This window comes from Actinoallomurus sp. NBC_01490, assembly GCF_036227085.1.
GTDB lineage: Bacteria > Actinomycetota > Actinomycetes > Streptosporangiales > Streptosporangiaceae > Actinoallomurus > Actinoallomurus oryzae.
This window is the reverse complement of the sequence record NZ_CP109433.1, coordinates 4,424,868-4,442,428: the sequence shown is the minus strand read 5'-3', so window position 1 is coordinate 4,442,428 and position 17,561 is coordinate 4,424,868. Positions and strand designations below refer to the sequence as shown.

16 protein-coding genes and 1 tRNA gene are annotated in these 17,561 nt (G+C 70.3%); 11 read left to right on the top strand and 6 right to left on the bottom strand.

Features of this window, described 5'->3' with window-relative positions; genetic code table 11:
• The first annotated feature begins 486 nt into the window (after positions 1–486).
• The 3 genes from OG417_RS21260 (at position 487) to OG417_RS21250 (ending at position 3,186) form a co-directional block, all read left to right on the top strand.
• Positions 487–1,683 (top strand): bifunctional DNA primase/polymerase, encoded by a 1,197-nt coding sequence (locus OG417_RS21260; protein ID WP_329258709.1) that lies wholly within the window; start codon positions 487–489, stop codon positions 1,681–1,683.
• Between the two features lie 82 nt (positions 1,684–1,765).
• The gene (locus OG417_RS21255; protein WP_329258706.1) at positions 1,766–1,990 is read left to right on the top strand and encodes a helix-turn-helix domain-containing protein; all 225 of its coding nucleotides are present in this window, start codon (positions 1,766–1,768) and stop codon (positions 1,988–1,990) included.
• Positions 1,987–3,186, top strand: coding sequence for a tyrosine-type recombinase/integrase (locus tag OG417_RS21250; protein ID WP_329258703.1), 1,200 nt, complete (start codon positions 1,987–1,989; stop codon positions 3,184–3,186). The genes OG417_RS21255 and OG417_RS21250 overlap by 4 nt, the downstream gene beginning before the upstream one ends.
• 120 nt (positions 3,187–3,306) lie before the next feature.
• On the opposite strand, the gene OG417_RS21245 is transcribed toward OG417_RS21250, so the two are convergent.
• The 4 genes from OG417_RS21245 to OG417_RS21230 all read right to left on the bottom strand — a co-directional run bounded on the left by OG417_RS21245 (position 3,307) and on the right by OG417_RS21230 (position 5,917).
• Positions 3,307–3,960, bottom strand: a complete 654-nt coding sequence (locus OG417_RS21245; protein WP_329258700.1) for a hypothetical protein — start codon at positions 3,958–3,960, stop codon at positions 3,307–3,309.
• Positions 3,961–4,210: 250 nt separating this feature from the next.
• Positions 4,211–4,284 (bottom strand) — tRNA-Pro (locus OG417_RS21240).
• A gap of 195 nt (positions 4,285–4,479) precedes the next feature.
• Positions 4,480–5,238 (bottom strand): SRPBCC family protein, encoded by a 759-nt coding sequence (locus OG417_RS21235; RefSeq protein ID WP_329258698.1) that lies wholly within the window; start codon positions 5,236–5,238, stop codon positions 4,480–4,482.
• A 43-nt stretch (positions 5,239–5,281) separates the two neighbouring features.
• Positions 5,282–5,917 carry an ArsR/SmtB family transcription factor gene (locus OG417_RS21230; RefSeq protein WP_329258696.1) on the bottom strand — a complete coding sequence of 212 codons (636 nt, stop codon included), beginning with the start codon at positions 5,915–5,917 and terminating at the stop codon, positions 5,282–5,284.
• A 474-nt stretch (positions 5,918–6,391) separates the two neighbouring features.
• Between OG417_RS21230 and OG417_RS21225 the strand changes: the two genes are divergently transcribed.
• From OG417_RS21225 to OG417_RS21195, 7 genes are all read left to right on the top strand, one after another.
• Complete coding sequence (locus OG417_RS21225) at positions 6,392–7,759, top strand: cytochrome P450 (protein WP_329258694.1); 1,368 nt, start codon at positions 6,392–6,394, stop codon at positions 7,757–7,759.
• A gap of 96 nt (positions 7,760–7,855) precedes the next feature.
• Positions 7,856–8,767, top strand: a complete 912-nt coding sequence (locus OG417_RS21220) for a terpene synthase family protein (protein WP_329258690.1) — start codon at positions 7,856–7,858, stop codon at positions 8,765–8,767.
• A complete protein-coding gene (locus tag OG417_RS21215; protein ID WP_329258686.1) occupies positions 8,764–10,449 on the top strand; it encodes a prenyltransferase/squalene oxidase repeat-containing protein in 1,686 nt (561 codons plus the stop codon). Before OG417_RS21220 ends, OG417_RS21215 begins: the two co-directional genes overlap by 4 nt.
• Positions 10,450–10,688: 239 nt before the next feature.
• Positions 10,689–13,190, top strand: coding sequence for a sensor histidine kinase (locus OG417_RS21210; RefSeq protein WP_329258683.1), 2,502 nt, complete (start codon positions 10,689–10,691; stop codon positions 13,188–13,190).
• Positions 13,187–13,600 (top strand): roadblock/LC7 domain-containing protein, encoded by a 414-nt coding sequence (locus tag OG417_RS21205; RefSeq protein WP_329258680.1) that lies wholly within the window; start codon positions 13,187–13,189, stop codon positions 13,598–13,600. The genes OG417_RS21210 and OG417_RS21205 overlap by 4 nt, the downstream gene beginning before the upstream one ends.
• Positions 13,597–14,070, top strand: a complete 474-nt coding sequence (locus tag OG417_RS21200) for a DUF742 domain-containing protein (RefSeq protein ID WP_329258677.1) — start codon at positions 13,597–13,599, stop codon at positions 14,068–14,070. The genes OG417_RS21205 and OG417_RS21200 overlap by 4 nt, the downstream gene beginning before the upstream one ends.
• Complete coding sequence (locus OG417_RS21195) at positions 14,051–14,644, top strand: GTP-binding protein (RefSeq protein ID WP_329258675.1); 594 nt, start codon at positions 14,051–14,053, stop codon at positions 14,642–14,644. The genes OG417_RS21200 and OG417_RS21195 overlap by 20 nt, the downstream gene beginning before the upstream one ends.
• Before the next feature lie 55 nt (positions 14,645–14,699).
• On the opposite strand, the gene der is transcribed toward OG417_RS21195, so the two are convergent.
• Positions 14,700–16,073: a ribosome biogenesis GTPase Der gene (gene der / locus OG417_RS21190; protein ID WP_329262448.1), complete on the bottom strand. Its 1,374-nt coding sequence runs from the start codon at positions 16,071–16,073 to the stop codon at positions 14,700–14,702.
• A gap of 5 nt (positions 16,074–16,078) precedes the next feature.
• Positions 16,079–16,774, bottom strand: coding sequence for a (d)CMP kinase (cmk, locus tag OG417_RS21185; protein WP_329258673.1), 696 nt, complete (start codon positions 16,772–16,774; stop codon positions 16,079–16,081).
• Positions 16,775–16,903: 129 nt separating this feature from the next.
• Between cmk and OG417_RS21180 the strand changes: the two genes are divergently transcribed.
• Complete coding sequence (locus tag OG417_RS21180; protein WP_329258671.1) at positions 16,904–17,527, top strand: GntR family transcriptional regulator; 624 nt, start codon at positions 16,904–16,906, stop codon at positions 17,525–17,527.
• Positions 17,528–17,561: the final 34 nt, after the last annotated feature.

The window sequence follows — 17,561 nt, the reverse complement described above, 5'->3', positions numbered from 1 at the left end:
GTAACCCTTGTAACCCTCTCTCTTAAAAGAACACATACCTCCACTTCAGAGCGCTTGGGCGGGGGTTACGAGGCGGGGGTTACGAGGCGGTTACGACAACCCGAGCCTCGTAACCCCCAACGCCAGGGGTTACGAGACCGCTCGTAACCCCTGGCGATTTCCCATCACCGCAGCACAACCCCCTAACGGGGCATGCTGCGGGCGAGGTTACGAGACCGGAGCGAATACAGAGCCGGTTTTTCGCGTCGCCACCCCGCCACCGCCACGCCGCGTGACCATACCGCCAAAACGCGGGCGCACGGGGGATGCCTCCCTACCCGTCGCCGTACGGCGCTGATGCTCGCGCGTCGGAGCACCACCACACGGCCTGGCCTCAGGAGACATCCCCCGCTCCCCGGACGCTCGGGCCGCTCACCGGCGGCCAACCACCCAACAACTTCAGCCAGGCCCACCCGGCCTGCCAATCCTCATGGAGGTGACCCAGCCATGAGCCGGACGTTGACCACCTGCCGCCGATGCCACACCCCCCTCAGCCCCGTCTACCCCGGCCAACGCGAACACCCGCTGTGCTCACCCGCCCCCAAGGGATGGATTCCACCCGACGGCGAGCACCACCGCCGCACTCTTCAGCTCGCGCTCGCGCACGCCGCCCGCGGCTGGCACGTCCTGCCGCTCTCTCCCGACAGCAAACGCCCTCTCGGTAACTGCCCGGCCTGCCGCGACTACGACAACGGCAAACCTCCACACCGCATCGAGGACTGCCCCTGCATCCCCGCCGGCGCCTGGTGCCACGGCGTCCGAGGCGCTACCACCGCCCCCGCGACGATCACCAACTGGTGGCAGAACCAACCCGATGCCATCCCCGGCATCGCCACCGGCCCCTCGCGCCTGTGCCTGATCGACATCGACAACCACAACGCCCCCTTCCCCGCCGAGCCCGCCACCGCGCTGCTACCCGGCATCGACCTGACCGCCGAGAACCTGCCCGAAGCCCTATGGCGCGATCAGAGCGCCTTCCGTGACGGGCGGGACAGTCTGCGGCTGCTGACCCGTCTACGGGGCGGAGAACACCCGTGGCCGACCGGCTCGGCCTATCAGCCCGTCACGGTCAACACCCCTTCCGGCGGCCGACACCTGTGGTACCAAGCCCCGGCCGCCGACCTCCGCCAGGCGCTCGCCCCCCACGGAATCGCCTGGCAGGTCGACATCAAAGCCGGCTGGTCCTACGGCATCGCCCCCGGCGCCACCACCAGCAAAGGCACCTACCGCACCACCAGCGGCCACCTCGACGCTCCCGGACGGATGCCCGACTGGCTCGCCCGCGAGGTAATCCGCGTCGCCGGCCATGCTCACCGGCCCCGGCCGCCAGCTCAACCACGGCCCCGCCCCCACCGCGAGACCGACCTAGGCCCGGCCGCTTACCTCACCACCGTCATCAACCGCGGAACCGCCCGACTCGTCGGCCTCACCGACGGCCGCAAACGCGCACTCGCCGCCCTGGCCTACCAAGCAGGCGGCCTGCTCGATTGGTCCGGCCTTCCCCACGACCAGGTCACCGAACAACTCACCACCGCCGGCACCACCGCCGGCCTGACCCACACCACCGCTGCGCGAATCGTCCGCCGCTCACTCGCCCGCGGACTCGACGAACCACTGCCCGAACCGAGCGGCCTTCGCCGCTGAACACCGATCGCACGGCCCCGGCGGCCACACCGCCAAGCACGTCCGCCGGGGCCGCTGCCCCAACCAAAGGAGCACGCCCACCATGACCGCTGATCCTGTCGCCGCTCAGCCGATCGAAAGAAAGGCCCTGTACCGCGTCAACGAGGTGATCGAAATCCTCTCCCTCAGCCGAAGCACCGTCTATGAACTGATCCGCTCCGGACGGCTCCGCACCGTGAAGGAAGGCGGAACCCGACTCGTCCCCGCAGGGGCCATCGCCGACTACGTGGCACTTCTGGAGAGCGAAGCAACGGCGGGCGTGCGATGACCAAACGACGGAGCCGGGGCGACGGCGGCCTGCACTGGGACAAGCATCGTGAGCGCTGGATCGCATCCGTGACCATCGGATACACCCCGGATGGAAAGAGGATCGTCAAGCGGGGAAGCGGCAAGTCCAAGACGGATGCCAAGAAGAAACTCAAGGAGGTGCTGCGAAAGCTCGACGACGGCCTGCCCATCGAGCCGAGCGGCTACACCGTGAAGGACGCCGTCGACGCCTGGCTCAGGTACGGCCTGAGAGGCCGAGACGACGAGACCGTCACGAACTACCGATCCCTGGCCGAGAAGCACATCATTCCGGACCTCGGCAAACGCAAGCTGCCCAAGCTCGACGCCGACGACGTCGATACCTGGTTGGAGCGCAAGTCCGAGATTCTCAGCACCCGTACGCTGCGCCTCCTGCACTCCATCCTCAATAGGACCGTGAAGTTCGCCCAAGCGCGGGACAAAGTGAACCGCAATGTCGTCATCTTGTGCGAGATCCCGCAGGGCAGAAAAGGGCGCCCTTCGAAGTCGCTCACCTTCGAGCAGGCCGAAGCCGTTCTTCGCGCTGCCCCGAAATTCCGTATCGGAGCGTACGTCACGCTTTCACTCCTGATCGGCGCGCGAACGGAGGAGTTGCGGGCGCTCACATGGGATCACGTCGATCTGGAGGGGAAGCCCGCAGCTGACGGCGTCCCGGCGGTGCCGCCTTCCATCATGGTCTGGCACTCCGTACGGGCTGGCGGTGACACCAAGACGAAGAAGTCGCGGCGTACGCTCGCACTACCCCGCCGCTGCGTCGACACGTTGCGCCAGCACCGCGCCCGGCAGGACATGGAGCGGAAGGCCGCCGGCGACGACTGGCAGGAGACCGGCCTCGTCTTCGCCACGCGACGGGGCACGGAACTGGACGCCCACAACGTACGCCGGGACTTCCGGAAGGTGATCAGGGCGGCCGGCCTCGCCCCCGAGGACTGGACGCCCCGGGAGATGCGGCACAGCTTCGTCTCGCTGCTGTCGGACAACGGCGTTCCGCTCGAGGACATCGCCCGTCTGGTCGGCCACTCAGGCACGAGCACGACCGAGACGGTCTACCGGAAGCAGATCCGGCCGGTCCTGATCGAGGGTGCCGGCGCCATGGACCTCATTTTCAAGGACCAGGCCGCTCCAGACGAGCCCTCGCCCGACGAGCCACCCAGGTAACGACACGCACAGAGGGCGTCTACGTGGACGCCCTCTCGTGCGTTAGCCAGGAAATTAGGGACTCAGCGACCAACTACCACGTGCCCGAGCGCGACGGACACCGTTCAGCGCATGCCGAAATCACTGCACGGTTTGGATAACCTCTGGCGGCTCAATGATTCGGCCGGTGATGATGCGCGTGCCGGTGTGAGTGTTCTGGTGTGGCGCACTGGCCTCGGGCGCCGGAGGAAGCATAAGAGCAGTTACCTGGACCGCTGACGCGACGATGCTCAATACGGATGCGAATACGCTCCATGTTGGCTCGTTTTTCGTCAATCGGCCGAACAAGTCACGGCGTCGACCGAACGACCCAGTAATCCTGTCCAGCTCCTCCCTAAGCGCGACCGCACCGCGGATCCGTACTTCGCCTACCGCTTGCAGCATCGCAAGCAAGTGCGATAGCAGGAATGTTTTTAGCTCACCATCAATTTCTGCATTTTGCACTTCCGCTACTGCTTCATTGATGCATCGAGCGATAGCTTCCAGATCTTCCCCAGAAACCTGCGGCTCGACAACCTTTCGCCCCAAGACGTCGCTGCACATTTCAAGTGACAGCAAAGCGGTGTCACCGTAGAGCTTTAGAACATTTTCCAGAGGAACGTGCATCCTCGAAACGGAACTTGCGACCGCTTTTGTGATCTCATCCATGTGCCGAAGCAGCAACTCGTGATTTACGTCATCAAGTACCAAGATCCCGTCTTGGATCTCCGCCGGGAGCGCCAGAACCATGGCCATACTTCGAGTGAACTCGGCTAGCTTGATCTTCGGCGGGAGTCCGAGTACCTGAGACCATCCGCTCCGGACCGACTCCTTGGCCGGCTGCTCTCGCAACCCTGTCAGCAGGGTGTGCAACCGCCCGGCAGGGTTACTCGTGTTGCCCGTTGCCATGTCAACCTCGTCACGCGGGGGATCCGTGGTAGAGCTAGTCACTCAGTTAGACACGCAACACCCACTTGCGAAGATCGCAAGTGGGTGTTGATCTCGGTCGGGACGGCGGGATTCGAACCCACGACCCTTTGACCCCCAGTCAAATGCGCTACCAAGCTGCGCTACGTCCCGAGAACGCGTTAAAAGGCTAGCACAGCGTGGCGGATGATCCGGCCCGCGCGGGTCCGGTCCGGGCCCGCCTCCGCGGGGTCGCCGACGTGCGCCGGGAGGCCGTCCCGCGCGTGAGTTCGATCGACCGCCGGGGATCCGGGCGGGCTCGGAAACCCCTGCCCCGCCGCATGCGGCGGGGCAGGGTCCGGCGCGCTCTCAGGCGAAGCTCAGGCCGTCGAGCCAGGTCTGCCAGGCGCTCTCGGCCTCCTTCTGCCCGACCGCGTCGGTGAACAGGTGATGGCCGAGGACGACGACGTTGCCGCGGTCGGCGCCGGAGTGGATGAAGCGGTACATCGCGTCGTCGGTGCGGATGCCGAGGAAGTGGGGCAGGCCCGCGTAGTCGATCACGCCGTCGATCGCCGGGAGGCCCTCGACGGTCAGCGACGCCCGGTCGCCCTCCGCGACCTCGCCGGTCAGGCCCAGCTCCTTCGTCAGGACCGCCCAGAGGCGCTCCGGCTCCGGGCCCTGCGGACGCGCCGCGAAGACGGGCGTGGCCACGCGGCCGCGGAAGTAGGTGAGGTACTCCGCCAGCTTGGCGAGGTACATGTCCCAGCCGGTCTTCATCGCCTCGTACTCGGTCTCCCAGTCGTCGCCGAGGAAGCCGCTGTGCACCAGCCGCAGCACCGCGCCGCCCCCGTCGCGGCCCTCGATGAGGTACTCGAAGGCCATGAAGGTGCCGTCGGGGTTCTCCGGCGTGCGGTACGCCAGCCGCTCCCCCGGCTCCCAGGCGGTCACCGTGGACTCCTCGGTGTGACCGCCGAGCGTCAGGCCGCCCCTGCCGCCCACGCGGGGCTCCAGCTCGTTGCGGCCCATGTACCAGGAGTCGATGCCGGGGCCGGTCGCGATGGCGTCCCAGACCTCCTCGGGGCCGGCGTCCAGCGCGATCTCTTTGCGTACTTCGAACTCGTGCGTCATCGTCGTCTCTTTCTCTGTGCCGTTACGGGGGCCGACGGTCGCGTCAGCCCGCTTCTCCTGAGGGGGCCGGAGGCGCCGGGGCGGCGGCCTCGCCGTCGCGGGGGCGGATGCTCGGGTGCACGGCGACGACCACGCGGTGCTCACGCCCGCCCTCGGCCGTCGCGTCGTGGTACTTGGAGACCAGGGCGGCCACGGCCCCCGCCAGCTCCTCGGCGAAGGCGGACCGGTCGGCCGCCGAGGCGAACCTGACCTCGCCGTCGATCGCGAACGTCGCGACGCGCCTGCGCGCCCTGGCCGCGCCGGTGATCAGCTCGCCGACGTCGCGTACGAGACGGGCGGCGACGGCGAGCAGCCAGCGCGCGGAGAGCTGGTCGGGCGAGCGCGCCGGGTCGGGCTGCACGGCGCCGAGCGCGGCCGGCGAGATGACGTACGACGTGGCGGTCGCCCGCATCAGCCGCTCGTTGACGTTGCCCTTACGACGCTCTTCGACCAGCTCGACCAGCCCATGCCGTTCGAGCGCCTTGAGGTGGTAGTTCACCTTCTGCCGTGGCAGGCCGACCCTGGCGGCCAGCATCGTCGCGGACGCGGGCTCGGCCAGCTCGGCCAGCAGCCGGGCCCGGATGGGGTCGAGCGAGACCTCGGCCGCGGCCGGGTCCTCGATCACTGCGACTTCGAACATGCGAGAAGCGTCGCACCGACAAACTTTCTTGTCAAGCACTCTGAACTTGTCGGTACCGGCGACGGCGATCCCGACCCGGAGGGCTGCGGGGCGTCAGGCCCGGGACGGCCCAGACCCGCCACACGCGGGGAGCGGGCCGCGCTCGGGGCACCTGACCTGCAATTCCGTCCACCCGAAACCGCAACGATTGGATCCGACTGACTGTCAGAACCACTCGTTTCGGTCACGTGCGGAAGGCATAGAAAGGTGAAATATTCCACTACTTCAGCTCTCGCCGAAGCCGATCCGTCGTGCAATACTGCGCAATAAGCACAGTTTGTAGACATTGTGCCCACCGTCCGTAGCCGTCGTCCGCGAGTCGTCGCCGCACCTCAGCGCCGCCATCGCCGCGTCGATTTCCCGCAATCGGCGTTTCGGCCCGACGCTGCGGGTGCCGGCATGTCCGTCGCCGATCTGGAGTGGGGGACGTCAGTAGTGTCTGCTGTCGTTGAAACACGCCTGCCGCGCAACGCCAGAACCTTCCGGCTCTATCGCAGCCTCCCCCGGCTACTGAAAGACCCGATCGGTGAGATCGAACAGATCGGCCGGCTGGCCGGCGGCGACCTCGTGCGCGTCGACTTCGGGGTCTTCCGCGCCCATGTGGCGAGCCACCCCGACCACGTCCAGCACATCCTGCGCGACGACGCGGACAACTTCCTCCGCGAGGGGACCTTCTGGCGGCCCCTGCACCGCCTGTTCGGCGACAGCATCCTGGGCGAGGGGCCCGACTGGGAGCTCAGCCGCCGCAGCCTGCAACCGGTGCTGACTCATCGGCACCTGAACGCCGTCGCCGACCGGATCGCCGCCTCCATCGACCAGTCGATCGAGGACCTCGCCCGTACCGCCGGGACGGGACGGCCGATCGACGCCAGAGCCGAGATCGGCACCATCGTCAACACGGCCGTGCTGAAGGTCTTCTTCGGCGACAAGATCTCCGGCGCCGACAACGAGCGGCTCCTGCCGGCCTTCGAGAACATCGCGACGGCGATCGCGTTCCGGTTCCTGCTGCCGTTCCTGCCCGAGTCGATGCCGGTTCCGGGGGACCGCGCCTTCAAGAAGGGCGTCCAGGAGATGGACAGCGTGCTGTTCTCGGTGATCGAGAACTACCGCCGGAACCCCGACGACGGCACCGACTTCTTCTCCGCCCTGTGCGAGGCCCGTACCGCCGAGGGCGAAGAGGTCACCGACCGGTGGGTGCGCGACAACCTCGTCGCCATGTTCGCCACCGCGACCGAGACCACCGTCGGCGCGCTCACCTGGCTGTGGCCGCTGCTCGACGCCCACCCGGAGGTGGCCCGGCGCCTGTACGAGGAGGTCGACCGCGTCGTCGGCCGCGACCACGTCGGCCCGCAGCATCTGCCCGACCTCACCTACACCAAGCAGGTCGTGCAGGAGCTGCTCCGGCTGTACCCGGTCGGCTGGCTGTTCCCGCGCCGTGCCGTGGCGCCGGCCGAGTTCGACGGGGTCCGGGTCAAGGCCGGCGACACGCTGCTGATCAGCCCGTTCCTCACCCACCGGCTGGAGGCGTTCTGGCCGCGTCCGCTGGAGTTCGACCCGGAGCGCTTCACCGTCGGCCGCGTCGCCGGGGAGTCCCGGCGGCATCGCTACTCCTACTTTCCCTTCGGCGGGGGCCCGCACCAGTGCATCGGCATGCACATCTTCAACCTGGAGGCGGAACTCATCATCGCCGGTCTCCTGAGCCGGTTCCGGCCGGTCCTGTCCGGCCAGGTCCCCGAGACACCCCGGATCGGCGCCACGCTGCGCCCCCGTACAGACGTCGAGATCTCGTTGAGAGCCATCTGAGGCCGCACCCGCGTACGACGCGGGAGACGGCCATGCGCGGGGGCGTTCGGTCACGGGGTTGTCGGTAACCGGTCCTCACACACAGGAGAAGATGGGATGGCGTTTTCCGTCGCGCCGCGCGACGAGCTGGACGGTGTACTGGACGTCGCGGCGGAGCGGGGAAGGGTGTGCGCGCTCGCGATGGCCTGCTTCGGCGACCTGAGCACATGGTCGGCGCGGCACCCCGCGCTCTTTCCGGCCGACCCCTTCGGCCCCTCTGTGTTCGGCGGCATCGCGCTCGCCATGGCGTTCGGCTCGCCGGGCGTCGCGCCGGGTGAGCTGCGGACCACCGCGCGTACGGTCATGTGGGCGTTCGGGCTCGACCGGCTCGTCGACCACGTCGCGACGGAACGAGGCCAGGTCGAGGCGATCGTCGACGGATGCGAGGCCGTGGCCGGCGGCGCGCCGCCGCCCGGCGACGACCCGCTGCTCGTCGTCCTGGCGCAGCTGCGCGACGAGCTGGCCGCGCGCGACGGCTGGGCGGAGCTGGCCCCGGTCTGGCGCGAGGAGCTCGGCGGGTACCTGGCCGCCAACCTTCGCGAGTGGGACTGGAAGACGCGCGCCGCGGGCGGGGCGGCCCTGCCCTCGTTCGAGGAGTACCTGGCCAACGCCGACAACATCGGCGCCACCTTCGTCAACGTCACGCACTGGGTGGACCGCGGCACGGTGCGCACGGCCGGCGAGCTCCGGCGGCTCACCGAGGCCGGTGACGCCGCGCAGCGGGTGCTGCGCCTGGTCAACGACCTGGCCAGTCACGAACGGGACCAGCGGTGGGGCGATCTGAACGGCCTGATGCTCGGCGTGGACCGCGCCGCGGTGACCGAGCGGATCGCCGGGCTCACCGAGGACTTCGAGCTGCTCGCCGCCTCGCTGGCCACCGACCACCCGGAGGCGGCGGACCACCTGCGCCGGCAGGTGGGGTTCAGCACCGGCTTCTACGGCGTCACGGACTACTGGGGGACGCGGTGAGCGGCGAGCGCGCGGTGACCGGACCGGCCCCGGTCCTGGACGTCACGGCCGAGGCGCATGAGCTGGTCGCCGGGCTCCTGACCGAGCCGTGGGGGCAGGTGTCGCCCTCGGTGTACGAGACGGGCCGCCTGGTGGCGCTCAGCCCCGGGCTGACCGGGCACGACCAGCGGATCGGCTATCTCCTGCGGGCCCAGCGGCCGGACGGCGCGTGGGGCTCGCCCGAGCCCGGTTACGCGCTCGTGCCGACGCTGAGCGCGACCGACGCGCTCCTGGCGACCCTGCGACCCGGCGCACTCGGGCCCGTGGACGTGGCCGCCACGGTCGGGCTGCGCGTGCTGTTCCGGTGGCTGCGCGGACCCGCCGCGCTGACCAGAGCCGACCTGCCGGACCTGCCGGCCATCGAGCTGATCGTCCCGTCCCTCGTGAGGTCCATCAACCGGCGGCTGGACGCCATGGGCGACACACCGCCCGGCGAGGGCTGGTGGCCGGGGAGCGAGCGCCTCCTCTGCCCCGCGGGCGTGGACGGCGCACCGCTCGACATGATCAGCGCCCGGCTCGCCGCCGGCGGAGACCTGCCGCGCAAGCTCCTGCACGCCCTGGAGGTCGTCCCCGACGCCGCCCGCGGTCACCGGACGGTCCGCCCGGAGACGACCGGCACGGTCGGCGCGTCGCCCGCCGCCACCGCCGCCTGGCTCGGCGATCCCGGGGCCGCCCCGCCGGGCTCCCCCGCGCGCCGGTTCCTGGAGGAGGCCGTGCGGCCGCACGACGGTCCGGTGCCGTGCGGCCTTCCGGTCACCGTGTTCGAACGCGGATGGGTGCTGAGCTGGCTGGTCCGCGCCGGCATCGACCTCACGCCGCCGCCGGAGTTGCTGGACGACCTGGTCGCCACGCTCGGCCCGGCCGGTACGGCCGCCGCGGCCGGCCTGCCGAGGGACGCCGACACGACCGCCGGCGCTCTGTACGCGCTCGCGCTGACCGGCCGACCGCAGCCGCCGGACTCGCTGTGGGAGTTCGAGCTGGACACGCACTTCTGCACCTGGCCCGGCGAGGACGGCGACTCGATCACCACGAACGCCCACGTCCTGGAGGCGTTCGGCCAGTACGCCCGGGTCCAGCGTCGTCCGGAGGGCGACACCGCCCGCCGCGCCGCGACCATCGCCAAGGTGGCCGCCTGGCTGCGTGAGCGGCAACGGGCCGACGGCAGCTGGCACGACCGGTGGCACGCCTCCCCCTACTACGCCACCGCGTGCGCGGCGCTGGCGCTGCACGCGTTCGGCGGGCCGGAGTCGGCGGGGGCCGTCGAGCGCGCCGTGCGGTGGACGCTGGCCACGCAGCGCGCCGACGGGTCGTGGGGGCGCTGGGGCGGCACGGCCGAGGAGACCGCCTATGCCGTACAGCTCCTGCTGCTGACCCGGCCCGGCGCCGCGCCGGTCGGCGGAGCGTACGTGATCTTGAACACAGGGCCGGCGAACCGGCCGGAGCCCGGCCTCCTGAAGGCCGCCGAGCGCGGCTGCGACCACCTGATGCGGGTCCCCGCCGACCCGGACGATCCCGCGTTGTGGCACGACAAGGACCTGTACCGGCCCGCGGCCATCGTCCGCGCGGCCATGCTCGCCGCGTTGCACCTCGGCCATCGGTGGCTGGGAGCACGCCGGAGCGATCTCACCGGCTGGAACGCCTGACGCTCGCATGGCCACCGAAAGGGCGAAATAACATCCTATTGAACTTATACATGTAGAGCATCGATGTTGAACCGTTATGCACTCATTGCTAGAGTCCCACGTCGCCAGAGTCGACCGAACGGCGCGCGTACGGCCGCGGCGTGCAGGGATTGCGGGCCCGTTGCAGCTAATTCGACCGAAGCGGTTGCCTAAGGTAAAGAAGTTCTTAATCCGTCGAAATATGTGCTGGGGCTGGTGTAATGCGCATTCGTAACGCGCGCCTGCGAACCAAGATCACCGCTCTGCTGCTGTCCCTGATCGCCCTCTGGGTGTTCGCCGCATGGGTCACCCTACGCGAAGGCGTGAACCTGCTCGGGGTGTCCGCGCTCAACAGCGGCGTCGCGTCGCCGATCGACGACCTCCAGCCCGAGCTCCAGCGCGAGCGCCAGCTGTCCATGGTCCGCCTGGGCCACCCCGGTCCGCAGGAGCAGGCCGCGCTCGCCCGCCAGCGGTCCCGCACCGACCAGACCGCGGCCGTGTTCCGCAAGAGCGTCGAGGGCCGCGGCGTGAAGCTCATGGAGAGCTCCGAGCTCAGGCAGGCCATCAACAATCTGCTGCAACAGCTCAACGGCCTCGCGGCGAGCCGCAACGAGATCGACTCCGGGCTGGCCGACCGAGCCAAGACCGAGGCGGTCTACACCAACGCCATCGACGCGCTCTTCACCATCAACGACTCCCTCGCCACCCTCGACGACAAGGACTTCGCCCGCGGCATCCGTACCCTGATCGAGCTCAACCGGGCCAGGGAGGTGCTCTCCCAGGAGGACGCGCTCGTCTCCGGCGTCCTCGCCGCGCGGCGCTTCACCAACTCCGACTACCTGCAGTTCGTCCAGGACGTGGGCGCCCAGCGCGAGGCGCTCGCCAAGGTCCGTGAAGAGCTGCTGGACACCGACCGCACCTCCTACGACCTGGCTACCAAGAGCTCCTCGCTCACGCGGTTCCGCACCGTGGAGACGACGCTGATGACCAGAGCCCGGCCCGGCAAGCTGCCGCCGATCACCTCCGCCCAGTGGCGGGCGGCGGCGGACCCGGCGCTGAACACCCTTTCGCAGGCGGTGTTCGGCGGTGGTAGCCGGATGGTCGACAAGTCCACGCCCATCGTGATCGGCGTCATCGTCCGGCTGGCCCTGGCCGGTGGTCTCGGTCTCCTGGCGGTCATCGCGTCGATCGTCGTGTCGATCACCACGGCCCGTAGCCTCATGCGGCAGCTGGAGAAGCTGCGCGCCGCCGCACGCGAGCTGGCCGACCAGCGGCTGCCGGGCGTCGTCGAACGGCTGGGCCGCGGCGAGAAGGTGGACGTCGCCAAGGAGGCGCCGCCCCTGCGGTTCGGCAACGACGAGATCGGCCAGGTGGGCCACGCGTTCAACTCCGTGCAGGAGACCGCGATCCGCACCGCGGTCGAACAGGCCGAGCTGCGCCGCGGCATCCGCGACATCCTCCTCAGCCTGGCGCGCCGCTCCCAGGCGCTCGTCCACCGGCAGCTGACCCTGCTGGACACCATGGAGCGCCGCCAGGACGACTCCGCGGAGCTGGAGGACCTGTTCCACGTCGACCACCTGGCCACCCGGATGCGGCGCAACGCGGAGAACCTCATCGTCCTGTCCGGCGCCACGCCCGCCCGTGGCTGGCGCCGCCCGGTGCCCATGATCGACGTGGTCCGGTCCGCCGTCGCCGAGGTCGAGGACTACACCCGGGTCACGGTGATGCCGATGGGCGACGTCGCCCTGGCCGGCCGGGCCGTCGGTGACATCGTCCACCTCCTCGCCGAGCTGATCGAGAACGCCGTCTCGTTCTCCCCGCCGTACACCCAGGCGCAGGTCAGCGGCCACATGGTCGCGCACGGGTACGCCGTGGAGATCGAAGACCGCGGGCTCGGCATGACCGACGAGATCCTCGCCGACATCAACGAGCGGGTCACCGACCCGCCGGAGTTCAACCTGTCCAGTTCGGCCCACCTCGGCCTGTACGTCGTCGGCCGCCTGGCCATGCGTTATGACGTCAAGGTCTCGCTCAAGCACTCCTCCTACGGCGGCACGACCGCGGTCGTGCTCATCCCCCACGAACTGGTGGTCGAGGGTGCCGAGAACGAGGGCGAGGCCGGAGCCGCGGCTCGCAGCGTGCCCGTCGGGGTCGCGGCCGGCGGCATGACCGCCACGTCGTACGGCGACGTGCCCGCCCGCGTCACGGAGGCCACCGTGCTCGAGCCACCCGCCCTGCCGTCCCCGGCCCAGCCGTCCAGCCCGGCGCCGGCGCGTCCGTCCACTCCGGCGCCCGCCGAGGCGACGGGCCCGGCGAGCGAGCCCTCGGCCGCCGCGCCCACCGCCGAGCCGGCCGCCGGCGAGCCCGGCACCCTGCCGCCGCTCCCCCGGCGTACGTCCACGACGTCGCGGGAGCCCGAGCGCGCGGAGCCGACCGGACCGACGCCCACGCCGGCCTCGCAGACCACCCCCGGCGGCCTGCCGGTCCGCGTGCCCCAGGCCAGCATCTCCCCGGCGCTGCGCACGGACGGCCCGACCTCGTCGTCCGCGTCGGCCGCGGCCCCGCCTGACGACGGTCCCACGCCGGAGGAGATCCGCAAATCGTTCGGCGGACTCCAGGCGGGCACCCGCCGAGGCCGGACCGACGCGGCGGCGCGATCGCTGACCGACGCGACCGACGACACTTCCACACCCGCTGAAGACGCCCAAGAGGACAACCAGTGACGCAAAAGACAGACCCCTCCGCCGATCTGGCCTGGTTGCTCGACGACCTGATCAAACGCGTGCCGGAGGCGCAGCACGCCATCGTGCTGTCCGCGGACGGCCTGCTGATGGCGGCCTCACGGGAGTTCGAACACGAAGACGCCGAGCATCTGGCGGCGGTCGCGGCCGGCATCCAGTCGCTGGCCAAGGGAGTGGGCGAGCGCTTCGGCGGTGGCCCCATCCGGCAGACCGTCGTCGAGATGCGGTCGGCGTACCTCCTGGTGACCGTCGCCGGCCAGGGCGCCTGCCTGGCGGTGCTCAGCACCGAGGAGGCCGACATCGGGCTCATCGCCTACGAGATGGCGATGCTCGTCACCGGACTCGGCCACCATCTGACCGCCGCGTCCCGTAGTTCCGAGCAGGCGTCGTGACCTCGCCCGGCGAACCACCCGGTGAGGAGTTCCCGGGCACGGAGGCCGGCGACGAGAACCTTGCCGGCCGATCGGCCGAGCCGCCGGCCGACGAAGCCGAGGACGAAGAACGCTGGCTGGATGACCAGGCCGGGCCACTGGTCCGGCCGTACGTGATGACCAGTGGCCGGATGCAGCCCGTACGCGGCAAGTTCGACCTGGTCACGATGGTCGAGGCCACCGGCCTCCCGGCGACGCCGGAACTCGGCCTCGGCCCGGAGCACCAGGCCGTGGTGCGCCTCTGCGAGCAGGTGCTGTCGGTGGCCGAGATCGCGGGCCACCTCAAGCTCCCGACCGTCACCGTCCGCGTGCTGCTCGGCGACCTCCTCGACAAAGGGCTCATCACGGTGCAGGACCCTCATACCGACACCGACCTCATGACCGACGAGCAGATGTACAGGGCAGTGATCGATGGACTCCATGCGCTTTGATCGACAGGGCCGGAGACTGCCCAAGGCGATCAAGATCCTCATCGCCGGCGGGTTCGGTGCCGGAAAGACCACGCTGGTCGGTGCCGTCTCAGAGACGAAGCCGCTCCGCACCGAGGAGATCCTCACCGACAAGGGCGTGCGCGTCGACGACATCGCGGGTGTGGAGGGCAAGACCACCACCACCGTCGCGATGGACTTCGGCCGCATCACCATCAAGGACCAGTTCATGCTGTACCTGTTCGGCACGCCCGGGCAGGAGCGGTTCTGGTTCATGTGGGACGAGGTGGCGATCGGCTCGCTCGGCGCGGTCGTGCTCGCCGACACGCGGCGGCTCGCGGACTGCTTCCCCGCCGTCGACTACTTCGAGCGCCGCAACATCCCGTTCATCGTCGCGGTGAACTGCTTCGAGGGCGCCAAGCAGTACGAGCTGGACGAGGTCCAGGCCGCGCTGAACCTCGGCTCCGGCGTGCCGGTGATGCTCTGTGACGCGCGGGTGCGGGAGTCGGGCAAGAAGGTGCTGATCGCGCTGGTCCAGCACGCGATGGAGAGCCGCAAGGTCGGCGCCTCCGCCTGAGGCGTGGTTTGGACGTACGCGGGCCGCCGGTGCGCACCGGCGGCCCGCGTACGTCTCACTTGCGCTGGCGCTTCTCCCGAATCTTCATGCTGATCTCGATGGGCGTGCCCGCGAAGCCGAAGTCCTCGCGCAGCCGGCGTTCGACGAACCGCCGGTAGCCCGCCTCCAGGAAGCCCGTGGTGAACAGCACGAACCGCGGCGGCTGCACGCCCGCCTGCGTGGCGAACATGACGCGCGGCTGCTTTCCGCCGCGTACGGGGTGCGGCTTGGCCGCCACCAGGTCGGTCATGAAGGAGTTGAGCCGCGCGGTCGGCACGCGCTCGCCCCAGCCCTCCAGCGCCGTATCGATGGCGGGCACGAGCTTTTCGACGTGGCGTCCCGTACGGGCCGAGATGTTGACCCGCGGCGCCCAGCGCGCGTGGTGGAGCTGCCGGTCGATCTCGCGGTCGAGGAAGTGACGGCGCTCCTCGTCCACCAGGTCCCACTTGTTGAACGCCAGGACCAGCGCACGGCCCGACTCGATCACCATCGTGATGATCCGCAGATCCTGCTCGGCGAGCGGCTCGCTCGCGTCGATGAGCACGACCGCGACCTCGGACCGGTCGAGCGCCGACTGGGTGCGCAGCGTGGCGTAGAAGTCGGCGCCCTGCGACTCGCGGGCCCGCCGGCGGATGCCGGCCGTGTCGACGAACTTCCAGGTGCGGCCGCCCAGCTCGACCAGCTCGTCCACCGGGTCCCGCGTCGTGCCGGCGACGGAGTCGACGACGACGCGGTTCTCACCGGCGAGCTGGTTGAGCAGGCTGGACTTGCCGACGTTGGGCCGGCCGAGCAACGCGATGCGGCGCGGTCCTCCCGCGACGCCGAACCTGTCCGGCGGCGCCTCTTCGGGCAGCGCGTTCAGCACGGCGTCGAGCAGGTCGCCGCTCCCCCGCCCGTGCAGCGCGGAGACGACGAGCGGCTCACCCAGACCGAGGGACCACAGCGCCGCGGCGTCCGCCTCGGCCCGGGCGTCGTCGACCTTGTTGGCGGCCAGCACGACCGGCTTGTCGGCGCGCCGCAGAACACCCACCACGGCCTCGTCGGTGTCGGTGGCGCCGACCGTCGCGTCGACCACGAACAGCACGACGTCCGCGGCGTCGACCGCCAGCCGCGCCTGGTCGGCGACGGCGGCGGCGAGGCCCTCGGCCTTCGGCTCCCAGCCGCCGGTGTCGAGCACCGTGAACCGGCGCCCGCCCCACGCGGCGTCGTACGCGACCCGGTCGCGGGTCACGCCGGGCACGTCCTCCACGACCGCCTCACGACGGCCGAGGATCCGGTTGACCAGCGTGGACTTGCCGACGTTCGGCCGGCCGACGACGGCCACGACCGGAGGCGGCGCGACGTCGTGCTCCACACTGTCGCCGATGTCCAGGACATCGGCATGCTCGATCTCGCTCACGGACGCTCCTCGCCGTACACGGCTTCGCGCGCCGCGTCATCGGCGTCGGCGCCCTTCGCGATCCGTACGACCTCGGTGATGACCTCGGGAAGGGTCAGGCTGGTGGTGTCGACCTCCACGGCGTCCGCCGCGCGCGCCAGCGGGTCGACCTTGCGGGTGGAGTCATGGTGGTCGCGGCGGGCCAGATCGGCCTGGGTCGCGGCGACGGAGGCGCCGGTCAGCTCCTTGCTGCGGCGCTGCGCGCGCGCCTCGGCGCTCGCGGTGAGGTAGATCTTGACCGCCGCGTCCGGCGCGACGACCGTGCCGATGTCACGGCCCTCCACCACGATACCGCCGGCGCCGATGATCTGCTGTTGCAGCGCGACGAGGCGCCGGCGGACCTCCGGGACCGCGGCCACGGCGCTGACGGCGCCGGTGACCTCGTCGGTGCGGATGGGCCGCGCGACGTCCGTGTCGTCGACGCTGATCGTCGGGGCGTCGGGGTCGGTGCCGACGCTCAGGACGGGCTCGCCCGCGCGGGCGGCCACCGCGGCCGGGTCGTCGACCGGGACGCCCTGACGTAGCATCCACCACGTCACGGCGCGGTACATCGCGCCCGTGTCGAGGTAACGCAGCCCCAGGGCGCGTGCCACACCCTTGGACACGCTGGACTTGCCCGAACCCGAGGGGCCGTCCATGGCGATGACGAGCATCTCTTGTGCTTCCTCTCCCGTACCGACCGGCCAACGTCTGAGGCTACCGGTACGGCGGGCCGGCTTGATCCCTCCATCGACAAGCCCGTGCGAGATGGCATACGTCTTGTATGTAACATAGATACAAGAATGAGCACTGCGACCTCCCGGGCCTACGACCACGTGAAGCAGGCCATCCTCGATCGCGCCTACCCGGGCGGCGCGCTGCTGAGCGAGGGTGAGATCGCCACGGCGGTCGGGGTGTCCCGCACCCCGGTGCGCGAGGCGCTCCTCCGCCTGGAGACCGAGGGCCTCGTACGCCTCTACCCCAAGCGCGGTGCGCTGGTCCTGCCGGTCTCCCCCCAGGAGATCGCCGACGTGCTGGAGACCCGCGAGCTGGTGGAGACCTTCACCGCCGGCCGGGCCACCATCGGGCCCGAGCTGGTCGGCGAGCTCACGCGGCTCCTGGAGGACATGCGACGCCACGCCGACGCCGGTGACGGCCGGGAGTTCGCCTACGCCGACCGGTGCTTCCACCGCTCGCTCGTCGCCGCCACCGGCAACGAGATCCTCACCCAGCTGTACGACTCGCTGCGCGACCGCCAGCTGCGCATGGCCCGCCTCACCGCCGACGACCCCGTACGCGCCGCCGACGCGATCCGGGACCACACCGAGATCCTGGAGGCCGTCCGCTCGGGTGACCGCCGCCGGATCCGCGCCGCGATCCACCGGCACCTGCAGACCGCCGGATCCGCCCTGCGCGGCCGTTCCTGACCGTCCCCAACCCCTCACCGCGTCCCGCGGAGCA

What these genes read in the sequence shown, in the direction of transcription:
- OG417_RS21195 (WP_329258675.1), top strand. Translation starts at nt 14,051, where the DNA reads ATGGACTCCATGCGCTTTGATCGACAGGGCCGGAGACTGCCCAAGGCG.
- OG417_RS21255 (WP_329258706.1), top strand. Translation starts at nt 1,766, where the DNA reads ATGACCGCTGATCCTGTCGCCGCTCAGCCGATCGAAAGAAAGGCCCTG.
- OG417_RS21180 (WP_329258671.1), top strand. Translation starts at nt 16,904, where the DNA reads ATGAGCACTGCGACCTCCCGGGCCTACGACCACGTGAAGCAGGCCATC.
- OG417_RS21210 (WP_329258683.1), top strand. Translation starts at nt 10,689, where the DNA reads ATGCGCATTCGTAACGCGCGCCTGCGAACCAAGATCACCGCTCTGCTG.
- OG417_RS21235 (WP_329258698.1), bottom strand. Translation starts at nt 5,238, where the DNA reads ATGACGCACGAGTTCGAAGTACGCAAAGAGATCGCGCTGGACGCCGGC.
- cmk (WP_329258673.1), bottom strand. Translation starts at nt 16,774, where the DNA reads ATGCTCGTCATCGCCATGGACGGCCCCTCGGGTTCGGGCAAGTCCAGC.
- OG417_RS21230 (WP_329258696.1), bottom strand. Translation starts at nt 5,917, where the DNA reads ATGTTCGAAGTCGCAGTGATCGAGGACCCGGCCGCGGCCGAGGTCTCG.
- OG417_RS21250 (WP_329258703.1), top strand. Translation starts at nt 1,987, where the DNA reads ATGACCAAACGACGGAGCCGGGGCGACGGCGGCCTGCACTGGGACAAG.
- OG417_RS21220 (WP_329258690.1), top strand. Translation starts at nt 7,856, where the DNA reads ATGGCGTTTTCCGTCGCGCCGCGCGACGAGCTGGACGGTGTACTGGAC.
- OG417_RS21260 (WP_329258709.1), top strand. Translation starts at nt 487, where the DNA reads ATGAGCCGGACGTTGACCACCTGCCGCCGATGCCACACCCCCCTCAGC.
- OG417_RS21245 (WP_329258700.1), bottom strand. Translation starts at nt 3,960, where the DNA reads ATGGCCATGGTTCTGGCGCTCCCGGCGGAGATCCAAGACGGGATCTTG.